This window comes from Streptomyces sp. NPDC007189 (assembly GCF_040703635.1).
Lineage (GTDB): Bacteria > Actinomycetota > Actinomycetes > Streptomycetales > Streptomycetaceae > Streptomyces.
On record NZ_JBEYEY010000051.1, the window covers coordinates 1 to 10,251 of the forward strand.

Consider the following 10,251-nt stretch of genomic DNA (forward strand, 5'->3'; position numbering starts at 1 on the left):
TATTTGCGTGGTGCTGGCACTGCTCGTGGTTCTCCTTCGGGCCAGGATCATAAGCCTGGCTTCAGGGACTCCACGAATCCGGGGTCAGCTCAGTGCGGAGGTACGACGCAAGGACGCCTGCCTCTTCCGGTTTCAGCGGCCAGTTGGTCTTCCCCGCTCGCGGCCACTTCAGCTCCCCACCATGGCCACTTCGATTCCCCCGCTGGCGGCGACTTCGCCTACCCAGCGTGAAGTCATCCTCGGCGGCGCTCGCCCCACCACGGCAGGATCGGCGGCAGGTCGCTGAGCCCGCGGGCCGGCCGCTTCGGCATCGGCGACTCCCCGTCGTCCCCGTCCCAGCGGCGCGCGTATTGGTCCGGGAGGCTGCCCCAGCCCCAGTAGGGAACCGGGCGGTCGGGGGCCTCGCCGAGTTCGTCGAGGGGGTCGATGCGCTTCTCCGCCACCGTGCACAGGTGAGCCCAGTCGTCGCCCATGTCGAAGACATAGGCGAACTGCTCGCCGGCCTGCAGCCTGCTCAGCTTGGTGGCATGGCCATCCACGGTACCGTCTGGGGCCTCGCCGTCCCACCAGTCCAGGGGGCTGACCCGGGTGCCGTCGGACAACGTGAACAGATGCAGGTGCGCCAGGTCCCAGCGAGCGAAGGCCAGATCGATCGCCGTGGCCAACTGGGCGAAGGAGTGCGAGCGCGCTGCGGCGAAGACCCGGCCGGGGCGAGGCCACAGGTCTGCACCGTGCCCGGAGACCAATTCCACCCGAATGGACAGCCAGGTACGTGCCACGATCACAACCCCTTCATGCGCCAGATCCACGAGCCAGCACCGAGACTACTGAGTGTGACTGCCAGTTAGAGAATCGAGCTGGCCGTACGTGGCGAATTTCTACTGGCCGCCGACACCCGGCTCCGATCGATCCGGACAGAGGCGTGCCATCCAGGTCCTCTCAGCGATGACCGATCAGCACTGCCACAGGAACGCGCCTTCCCGGCATCGCGCGCATGCAAAGGCGTATCCGCAGCCGCCTCCACCGAAAGTTCATCGCTGTCCGGTGGTCACGTCCCTCCTCCAGAAGGGCCATGAAGCTCATCGGCTGCGCGCACGACGGGCATGCCGGCGTCTCGTCGTACTGCAGCCACGATGGAACGCCGCCCAGTTGGCCCGGCAGACATGCCCGGACGGGTGCAGCCTGCAGGCTCCATCGTGGAACCCTGACGCGCTCGTCTGCCGCCGCGACGGCGCCCCGAGTCGAGCGATCCGTCGCTGAGCCCGTCGTCGACATTGCTCGGACTACCGGCTGCGCGACGCCGTATCGCATGAACAACACTGCGGGCCCTGTCTGGCCTCACGGCCGGGGCAGGGGCGATTTCGTGTGTCCGGGTTCGGCTACGCGCCGAGTGAGTCGATCAGGTGGTCATCGAGGTCGGCGAACCAATCCTCGCGCCGCCACGGCCGCAGGTCGCTGCGGGCTCGGCGCAGCCGGATGGAGGCAACCCTGCCGCCGGTCGCCGAGGCGGCGTCGATACAGACGTGCAGCAGTTCGGCCGCCGACTGCGGCTCGTCGAGCCGGATCCGGGTGAGCGCCTGATCGGTGGCCACGATCGCCCGCTGCACCTGCTCGCGCGGCGCCTGTAGGGCCTCGGCTGACCGGGCGAAGTAGTCGTGTGCCTCGGCCGGGTCGCCGACATACACCCTCGAACCCTCGCAAGTGCGCCACAGAGAACGACGTTGACGCCGGGTCGCCGTCGCGGTCGCTGTCCATGTCGTACCAGGCCAGGGCGAGCGCCGCCCGCGCGTTCCGCTCGGCGCCGGCGCGGGCGGCGATCTCCGCCTGCAGGGCGTGCGCTCGGGCCCGGACCGTCACGCTCTCGCCCGCACGGGCGTCGCGCACCGCGGCGTCGACGAGCCGCTGCGCCGCCTCGATCCCCGGCGTCGAGTACAGGGTGACCAGGGCGTGACTCATGTTGACGATGGCACGATGCCACGAGGAGCCGGTAGCGCCCGCGGCGGTGGTCGCCTCGGCGTACAGCGCTCGCGCCGCGGCGTCGTCGTGCGTCTCGAATGCCGCCCGGCCGGCGATGGTGAATGCCTGCGCGGCGACAGACTGCAGGCCGGGCAGCAGCGGCTCGGGTACCGCAGCGTCGAGCAGCCGGCGGCACGACTCCACGATCGGCGCGAGCAGCAGCTGTACGCGTACGAACGGCACACTGCCGACTTGCCCGTTCACGTCGCCGACGGCGAGCCGCATGTCGGCGAGCAGCCCCTCGTCGAGGCGCGACGGGTCGGCGAGGGCGGCCGACAGAGCGTGTTGCGTCGACGGGCCGAGCAGTGCGAGCAGCCCGCTGCCGTCGTTGGTCGCGGTCCGTACGAGCAGGGTGCGCAGCTCATCGAGGCGGCGTTCGCTGTCGCCGAGGTGTGCGAGGGCGTCGAGCAGCTCGGCGAACTCCGACCCGGTGCCGAGCGACGTGTGCCCGTCGGTGCTACGCGCGTACAGGTGGGCGAGCAGCAGTTGATAGCGGTCGCCGGGCAGGATCGGCGCCTTCCTGGATTCCCACCGTGCGACGGTCCGCTGCACGCTCGCGACGCTCGCACCGAGCGGCTGCCCGAGTTCGGCAGCCGCGCCGATGAGGGCTCGGGCGAGACCGGCGAGGGACCAACCGCGCCTGAACCGCAGGCGTTTGAGCGTGGCAGCGCCGACGAGTCTGTTGTGCGCGCTCATGCCCTCATGATGCACGCTGCGTAGCTCATACGGGCACGATCAGTCGCGGCTTCCCCTGAGAGGCTGCATAGTTGATCGTCTGCCAGGTGCCCGAGGCGCCCGCGGGCCCCTCGAGCGGGAACCCGATCACCATCTGCGCCCGGTCGACCATGTACCGGTTCCGGGCATGATAGGCCGGGGCGCGCAGCTCGGCCGCGCCAAGTTCGACGACCTCGGCGATTCGCTCGCGGCACCGCTCGATCGCCTGCCGTGCCTCGGCCGGCTGCTGCGCGACCGTGCCGGGTACGACGACCGTGATCCGCGCCTGAGCGTTCCCTGCCAACCACAGCAGCGTGAGGCTGTCGATTCCCTTCGCACCGCCGATGTAGAAGTGCGTGTCATCGCTCGCCCACGGCGCGAGGTAGGTGCCGAACAGGTCGCTGAACCAGACGAGTTCCCGGTGCCCGGTCTCCCGAGTTCCGGTAATCGCCGCAGCTAGAGGCATTGATCAACTCCGTGTCATAGGTTGTCAGATCCCGCGACTGCACGCCCCGCAGTGGGATCGAAGCATGGATGCGAGGACCGCCTCGGCCGTTCTGGCCGAACAGCTCGCAGCGCGCGGGCTGTCAGTGACGAACCAGGATCAACACGCTGTCAGCGTGAGGAACCCCTTGCACCCCGGACTCGGCGAGAGCGTCACCGCGCACGGCGGGCAGTACCTCACCGACTACGGCTACGAGATCGGCGAGCACGGCGACGAGCACGCGACCGCCGACCGGCTCGCGTTCCTGCTCGGGCTGCCCACAGCACGCAGGGAGGCCGTCAGGTGATCGAGGAGACGAGCATTGCGGGTGCCCGGCTAGTCACCGGCGGATTCGAGGGGTTCGTCCCACTCGACTGGATCAAAGACGCCGCGAGCGTTACCGGCGCGCTCGCCGCCTGGGATCGGGGCGCGCTAGCCGAGGCCGACGTAGGCAAGGCATGGGACGTCGTACGGCTGCCGCGCGCCCTCGGCTGGAAGACGCTCACGCAGATGCGTCACACCGGCACGCCCGTCGGGCCGGCGCAGCACACCCCCGACGCCGTCGAGGTGCTCGTGCCGGTCGGCTCGGGCGCCGAATGGCACCTGCCCGATGCCGAAGTGCTCACGAAGGGCATTATCGCCGTGCCGCACCCCGCGACGGTCGCCCCGAGCACGCAGCAGGCGCACACGTGGATCGTCTCGCCGCTCGAGTGCGGGCCGCTCACCGACGCCGATCTGCTGCACGAGGCGTACGCCGCGGCGCTCGCCGCCACGCACATGGACACAGTCCAATGACCGCCGAGCAGCTGCCCGACGACCCGATCCCCGCGCTGATCGAGGGCGCGTTCCACGCGATGCGCAGGCAGCCGACACGCGAGCGGCTCATCGAGATCGAGGAGGGGCTACGCAAAGAGATCGAGCGGCTACAGGTGATCGCGCGTGCCATGGCCGAGCACCGGCAGGTGCGCTGCCGAGGCTGGTACGCCCTCGTCAACGCCGCCGACACCGCCGACGACGCCCTTTCGTTCCAAAACCGCGAGGGGTTCGCCGGGGCGCTCAACGTTGCGGAACTTGCCCGCCGGGTGCTCGAGCTACGGCAGGTGACCGAGTCGTGATCTGCACTATCTGTTGGCAGCCGATCAGGAACGGCGAGCCGCGCAAGCGGGTGACCCGCAGCCGACCGTCGGGCGGCATGGTGCCGGTGACGCCGGCGTACACGCACAAGCTCTGTCGGCAGAAACCCGACCGGGTGCCGTACATCGCGGCATGGTCGAGCGAGCGGTTCGCCGCCGAGCCTCCCGTCGTGCAGGGGCTGCTCGGCGGGATCCGGTACGAGGGCGAGATGCCCGCCGACCGCGACGGCCGGGGCGTGCTGTGGCTGCGCCGCCCCGACACTCCAGGCAAGGGCCGGCCGCGGTACGTCGACGTCCACCCAGGCCGGCAACGCCGCTGCATGGCCGATCTGCTGTGCCAGGTGTGCGGCGGGCCCGCCGACCAGGACGACGATGGCCGCGTGTTGCGGCTGATCGAGGACGCTCGCGCGGACTGGGAAGGGTGGCCAAACGATCTGGTGACCACACACCCGCCGATCTGCCCGCCGTGCGTCGCCACCGCCCGCGCGCAGTGCCCGCACACGTGGCAGGGCAGCGTCGCCGTGCGGGTCGGCCGGTCCGAGGTATGCGGTGTGTGGGGGCGCCGGTACACCGCGAGTCGGCTCGGGCCGCTCCCGGTCGAGTCGGGTGTCGTGCCGTTCAAGTCGCCGCTGTTGGGCTGGACGGTCGCCGCGCAGCTCGTGCGGGCGCTGAACGACTGCTCGATCGTGAGTCTCGACGAGGCCGTCGCGGCTCACGCGTAGGCGGGGTGCGCGGCGGTCGATGCTTCCCCCGGTATCCCGCCGCGCACTCCTTCACACGATCGTCAACGTTCTGTTTGGCACATACCCGAGACCAGGTATGTTCCTCGCGAGTCAGTAACCGGTCGTGGGCTGACTCTCCCCCACACCACAGGCAGGCACGATCGTGCTCCTCACGCGTGAGGCACGTCCGCCCAAATCACGGAGTCGCGCCCCGTCTGCCCCGGCACGTACAGCGCCGGCCGGGGCGGCCCCGATCCAGGCAACGCGATCGCTTCCTTTCGTGGTCATGTGCCCCGTTTGTGAGGGGCGGTGCTGGGCACACGGGAGGCGCCGCTACACGCGGACAACTCGTTAACCACGGCAGGAGGCGTGTCTGCCATGTCGGCTGGTGAGAAGGCCAGGGCCAAGGCCGAGCAGGCCAAGGGAAAGCTCAAGAGGGCCACGGGGCGAGCCGCCATCGATGACCCGATGGTCGCCGAGGGCCAGGCGGAGAAGTCCAAGGGCGATGCGCGCCAGGCCAAGGAGAAGATCAAGGACATGTTCAAGCGCTGACCTCTGGCGCCGCTCGCGAGTGCTGGGCCCTCACCCAACAGGGGTGAGGGCCCTTCCTGCTACCGAAGTCGTCGCGGAACCGCCTGTGACACACGCGTCCCACTCCGTCACTCCTGGCGCGTCGCAGGGGAGCCACGGGCTGCCGGCCGTCGACCACGCAGGACCCAAGAGGGGGCCGAGCAGCGCGGACGTCCAACTGTCCCCGGCGCCAGGCACCACCGTGGCGGCGCCCAGCACGACGAGCGCGGCCGCGGCGCCTGGCAGGGTGAGCGTGTCGGGCAGCCGGTGCGCCGCAAGTCGATAGTGGCGAGCAGCACGGTGCCGGGGCGAGCTGCAGCCAGACCACCAGTTCGGGGCCGGGCCCCGGTAGCGTCTGCCAGTGCAGCGCGCAGACTACGGCCGTGACGGAGGCGACGGGTCGGTGTGCTGCGCGGACTCGCGGAGCACGTAGCCCGGTCCTCCGAGCAGGCAACCGACGACTCTCTCTCGAATACGCAGCGCCGGTCAGGGTCAGGTCTGGCGCCAGGAACGAAGTCTGTCGGCGATGCCGTACGAGTCCAGCCGCAGGCCCCGGATGTCGTAGATCAGTTCCCGCCAGAGCTCAAACTTCGTGTCCACGCGTTCTCCGGAGGCCTCTAGGTAGGCGATGGCGACGCCGTATCCGTACACCTCGTTGCGGGCCGGGAGCGGGCGAAGCAGCACGCACTCCTCGAGCATGACCGCAGCCCGCCAGAACGCGTCGGGATGATGCTGATCATGCCGGGGCGGGTCGACCCGGTGGCGCTGGGCCATGCCGACGAGCACAGAGAAGTCGTTGACGGTCAGGTCGTCCCGGAGGATCTCTTCCTGGCGCTCGAGCAACCACCGGTAGTCGACGTACACAACGGGAGGCACAGGTCAGGCCGCCCGCGAGGTGTGGTGCGCCACGGACGGCAGCCCACCGAACTCCGCATCGAAGGCATCCATGACGCCGGGCTCGCCGATCGCGCGGCGGAAGGCGGCGGTCGCCGTCTGCAGGGCTCGCTCCTGCTCCTTCTCCGCAGCCACCTTGGCGAGGTAGGCCTTCACAGACAGGCCTTCCGCAGCGGCGAGGCCCTGCAGGGTGTCCCTGGTGCTCGTGTCGACCTTGACAGTGGTTTCAGCCATACCCGCAGTATTCCAGAAGGTATACCCGCCGCGCTACCTCCTCGTTGTGAACCTTTTTCGGCCTCCTCTGCCTGGACCCTCCTGGGACCGCGATGTCGCCGAAGTGGCAGGCCAGCGGTAAGGAAGCGGCCGGAATAGACAACCACAACGGACCCCCTCCTCTGGCCGCATCCATGTGCTGTCACCCGGCCGGGGCCGCGCCCGTCCTCCCGGCCTCTCCACGGGACGGCCGACGGCTCTGCAGACCCGGACCATGTGCGCCTTCTATGCGCATGCCTCACCGATGCGGCGTTTGCCCCGCTCAACCTGGCGCAGCAGTAGGTCCGCGAACTAAATGACCTCCGCTACCTCAACCGGGTCGTCGAAATCGACGGTGCGGTCGCTGGCAGGGTTCTTCCAGGCACCCATGGCGCCGGCGAACAGGTTGGCCTGCTTTTCCGAGTCGTGCTGTCTTGACCTGATATGGGATGGTGTCGCGGGCCTGTGAACGCCTGGCCCACGCAGCACGGCCCGGCTGATCCCCGCCATCGTGTAGGCCCCGACCTGCTGAATGATGTCGTCTACCAACCATCCAACCGATATTCGGGACACCAGGCCGCTGCGAGCATCACTCTGCTGGCGGGGCGCAGACAAAGGGGCACCCGGACATGGCGCGGCCCGCCGGGCGTGTACCCCTACAGCCGGCGGGCCAGGCACCCCCAAGGTGCCCCTTCGCGGGACGCCGACAGTACGCGCGTGAACGCCAGCACGGTAGATGTATGCGCCGTTGGCCCACCAAGCTCCGTGTACCGGAATCGGCCCCAGCCGACCACCCCGGTCCTGGCAGGATCAGCGCATGCTCATCACACCCCGGCCCGGAGCCAACCGAAAAAACATCCGAGACGCAATCCGCAACGCCCACACTACGGCCGGCGGGCTCAAAGGAGCCGGACCTGAGACGGCCTTCTCCCGGCTTATGCGCTACCTCAACTGGGCCACCGACACCGCCAGCGACCTCCGCCACCAGATCAGCGACGACGACATCGACCGCCTGGTCCTCACCCGCCGCTACCAGTCCCTCCTGAGCAGCTGCGGCACGCTCGCTGGCAGCTCTCAGGAACGCCTCGTCAACGGCCTCGTCAACCTCGAGGTTGACGAGCGCATCCAATCCTTTGAAGACGCCCTTGACGCACTGAACGCGCAGATAGAACGCTGGACCGGGCCGGAGTGGTTCGTCGTCGCCGACTCCAGCTTCTACATTCAAAACCCCGACAGGTTGGCGGACGTCGACCTGCACAAGGTCCTCGATGTGCGGGGGCCAGAACATATCCGCCTGCTGTTCCCCATCGCCGTGGTCGACGAACTGGATGCCCTGAAGGACTCCGGCAAGCACCGGGCGCGCTATCGAGCGTCGCACACACTTGGCCTGCTGGACGCGGTGCTCAACGGTTCCACCATCGGCATTCTGCGCCAGGCGGAATTCGGTGGCCAAACCGATCAGTGGCGCGGCGAGGTGAAGGTGGAGATTGTCCTAGACCAGCCCGGCCACGTCCGCCTGCCCATCACCGATGACGAGATCATCGATCGGGCCGTGGCTATTCAGGCCCTCGCCGCCCGTGAGGTGCGACTGCTGACGTGCGACACCGGACAGCACACCCGCGGCCGAGCGGCCGGGCTGAAGGTGACGAAGGTGCCGGCGAAGGATCCTGGGCCGGAACCCGACTGGACGGCAGAGGAAAACCGGGGCAACGGCACCCGCGCAAAGCGGCGTGAGCGGCAGGCTGCCCGCGAGGCCCAGTCAGATGATCCGTCCGGCGCATAAGCCCGACCACGGAGTCATCCAGATGACGAGGACGGCCCGCCGTTTCACGGGATTGGCGGGCCGACGGATCACGTACGCGTCTACACGAACCTGCGCGTCCTCGGGTCCACCTTGCCCAAGGTGCACACCCAGAACATCATGTCGATCATCCCGAAGCTGAGACGGAGCGTCAGCCGAACCAGCGAGATCGCAAGCCCCAGCACTACCGGCCCGCTTTCCAGTCGGTGTCCAGGAGCGCCGCGTGGACAGCCGCGACGATCAACGTGAATACCAGCACGCCTCCGGACCAGTTCTTCGCGTTGCCGGCCAGTGACGCGACGATCGGCGTGCCCCAGGCGAAAATGGCGTAGAGAGCGGGGACGTACATGGCAACGACCCGCTTTTTCGCCGCGATGAAGAACAGCGGCGGTGCCAGCAGGCCGGCGGATACGACCACGACGGCGACCCACACCACCTTGTGCACGGTGGATGAGTACATGCGGGCCCGGATGGGCGCGTTGACGTACGGACTACTCATCGTCCCCCCACAACTCAAAACTGAGAGCCCAGTGTGACCCACGACACGCATGCTTGTAAGGGGTTTGGCCGATTCAGCGCCGCCATTCCTCCGGCCCACCGCCGCACCACTCCACCCGGTCCGCGCCCGCCACGTTCTCCGGCTCCATGCCGGTGTACGCCGTCCGCACGAACCGACCTCCGACAGGACACGGCGACCACCGTCCTCCGCGAGCGGGTAGACGACTACAACCGGCGCCTCGGCCACAGGGCTACCACCGTTGTCCGCGTGGGCGACGTAAGTGGTGGGATTCCGAAAAATGCCGGGCATGGCGCGAGGGACCAGGCTGTCGTGGCCTGGGCTGGCGGGCTGTCTGCCGTGCCGTGATCATCGCTGCAGCACCACTCAACAGGGCACCGAGGTCTGAGGCCCCAGAGATCACGAGCGGCCAGATGGCGACCGGGGTTGAACTGGGGGCGCCTCCCTCTCCATGGCCGTTGGGAGCGCTGTCACTACCAAGGCCAATGGGGATGCCACCCGTTGCCAAGCCGACCGCGAGCGTGACGACGCAGATGGTGAGGGCTATCAGGCAGATGATCTTCCATCGGTGCGCGGTACGGAATACCACTGCAGTGCCGCCCGGCCCCCAGCCGGGCCACTCAGGACGATGAGACGTTCTGCTCACCCACCCGGACAGGCTTCGCGGAGCCACGACACAGGACCTGAAACCACGTCAACCTGCCCTGACCAGCTAGTCAGCCACCCCGCGCAGCGGGGGAACCTCAGTCGGCGTAGTTGTCCGGGAACAGGTACGTGCTGGACATCTGGTGCACCAGCATTTTCCAGCCGGTAGGCGGCTGCGGTTCCACGGCGGCCCGGGCACTGGGGGCGCTGGCGGCCGCCGCGAATACGAGAGCGGACAGGGAGGCGAGTGCGGCAGCGAAGCTGGCCTTCAACGACAGGCGCATGAGGCTCCTCCGGTTCACCGATGCGGTACTCCTACAGAGCCACTCCGGTGATCCGCCACCACCCCTTCGCCTCAGAGCCGACCCGGGTGAGTGAATAAGTCCTACTGGTTCCTTGGCCTCCCACTGAAGCTTTCTCATCCTGATCGCCAGGCGGTCTCGATGGTGTGAACGGCGGCAACGGTCCGGCTGATCCGATTGGTGCTGCAGCGGGCCTTGCGG

The 10,251-nt window shown here is 68.5% G+C and carries 14 protein-coding genes; 6 read left to right on the forward strand and 8 right to left on the reverse strand.

Going from position 1 to position 10,251, the window contains the following annotated elements; translation table 11 throughout:
- Positions 1-233: 233 nt before the first annotated feature.
- The 3 genes from AB0950_RS39865 to AB0950_RS39875 all read right to left on the reverse strand — a co-directional run bounded on the left by AB0950_RS39865 (position 234) and on the right by AB0950_RS39875 (position 3,196).
- The gene (locus AB0950_RS39865) at positions 234-779 is read right to left on the reverse strand and encodes a hypothetical protein (protein WP_366780752.1); all 546 of its coding nucleotides are present in this window, start codon (positions 777-779) and stop codon (positions 234-236) included.
- Positions 780-1,407: 628 nt separating this feature from the next.
- On the reverse strand, positions 1,408-2,712 hold the full coding sequence (locus tag AB0950_RS39870) for a hypothetical protein (RefSeq protein ID WP_366780754.1): 1,305 nt from the start codon (positions 2,710-2,712) through the stop codon (positions 1,408-1,410).
- Positions 2,713-2,737: 25 nt separating this feature from the next.
- On the reverse strand, positions 2,738-3,196 hold the full coding sequence (locus AB0950_RS39875; protein ID WP_366780755.1) for a hypothetical protein: 459 nt from the start codon (positions 3,194-3,196) through the stop codon (positions 2,738-2,740).
- Between the two features lie 154 nt (positions 3,197-3,350).
- Between AB0950_RS39875 and AB0950_RS39880 the strand changes: the two genes are divergently transcribed.
- The 5 genes from AB0950_RS39880 (at position 3,351) to AB0950_RS39900 (ending at position 5,621) form a co-directional block, all read left to right on the forward strand.
- Positions 3,351-3,521, forward strand: a complete 171-nt coding sequence (locus tag AB0950_RS39880) for a hypothetical protein (RefSeq protein ID WP_366780756.1) — start codon at positions 3,351-3,353, stop codon at positions 3,519-3,521.
- Positions 3,518-4,009, forward strand: coding sequence for a hypothetical protein (locus AB0950_RS39885; RefSeq protein ID WP_366780757.1), 492 nt, complete (start codon positions 3,518-3,520; stop codon positions 4,007-4,009). Before AB0950_RS39880 ends, AB0950_RS39885 begins: the two co-directional genes overlap by 4 nt.
- Positions 4,006-4,329 carry a hypothetical protein gene (locus tag AB0950_RS39890; RefSeq protein WP_366780758.1) on the forward strand — a complete coding sequence of 108 codons (324 nt, stop codon included), beginning with the start codon at positions 4,006-4,008 and terminating at the stop codon, positions 4,327-4,329. Before AB0950_RS39885 ends, AB0950_RS39890 begins: the two co-directional genes overlap by 4 nt.
- A complete protein-coding gene (locus tag AB0950_RS39895) occupies positions 4,326-5,069 on the forward strand; it encodes a hypothetical protein (RefSeq protein WP_366780760.1) in 744 nt (247 codons plus the stop codon). The genes AB0950_RS39890 and AB0950_RS39895 overlap by 4 nt, the downstream gene beginning before the upstream one ends.
- A 378-nt stretch (positions 5,070-5,447) precedes the next feature.
- Complete coding sequence (locus tag AB0950_RS39900; RefSeq protein ID WP_366780761.1) at positions 5,448-5,621, forward strand: CsbD family protein; 174 nt, start codon at positions 5,448-5,450, stop codon at positions 5,619-5,621.
- Positions 5,622-6,131: 510 nt separating this feature from the next.
- Here the strand turns inward: AB0950_RS39900 and AB0950_RS39905 are convergent.
- The 3 genes from AB0950_RS39905 to AB0950_RS39915 all read right to left on the reverse strand — a co-directional run bounded on the left by AB0950_RS39905 (position 6,132) and on the right by AB0950_RS39915 (position 7,334).
- Positions 6,132-6,515: a toxin Doc gene (locus AB0950_RS39905; RefSeq protein ID WP_366780762.1), complete on the reverse strand. Its 384-nt coding sequence runs from the start codon at positions 6,513-6,515 to the stop codon at positions 6,132-6,134.
- Between the two features lie 3 nt (positions 6,516-6,518).
- Positions 6,519-6,767 (reverse strand): antitoxin MazE7, encoded by a 249-nt coding sequence (locus AB0950_RS39910; RefSeq protein ID WP_366780763.1) that lies wholly within the window; start codon positions 6,765-6,767, stop codon positions 6,519-6,521.
- Positions 6,768-7,097: 330 nt separating this feature from the next.
- Positions 7,098-7,334 carry a hypothetical protein gene (locus tag AB0950_RS39915; protein WP_366780764.1) on the reverse strand — a complete coding sequence of 79 codons (237 nt, stop codon included), beginning with the start codon at positions 7,332-7,334 and terminating at the stop codon, positions 7,098-7,100.
- Positions 7,335-7,602: 268 nt separating this feature from the next.
- Between AB0950_RS39915 and AB0950_RS39920 the strand changes: the two genes are divergently transcribed.
- Positions 7,603-8,568: a PIN domain-containing protein gene (locus AB0950_RS39920; RefSeq protein WP_366780765.1), complete on the forward strand. Its 966-nt coding sequence runs from the start codon at positions 7,603-7,605 to the stop codon at positions 8,566-8,568.
- Positions 8,569-8,770: 202 nt separating this feature from the next.
- Here AB0950_RS39920 and AB0950_RS39925 read toward each other — a convergent pair whose 3' ends face one another.
- Together AB0950_RS39925 and AB0950_RS39930 are read right to left on the reverse strand one after the other, a co-directional pair.
- The gene (locus AB0950_RS39925; RefSeq protein ID WP_366780766.1) at positions 8,771-9,031 is read right to left on the reverse strand and encodes a hypothetical protein; all 261 of its coding nucleotides are present in this window, start codon (positions 9,029-9,031) and stop codon (positions 8,771-8,773) included.
- Positions 9,032-9,846: 815 nt separating this feature from the next.
- Entirely contained in the window at positions 9,847-10,032 is a 186-nt protein-coding gene (locus AB0950_RS39930) for a hypothetical protein (RefSeq protein WP_366780767.1), read from the reverse strand.
- Positions 10,033-10,251: the final 219 nt, after the last annotated feature.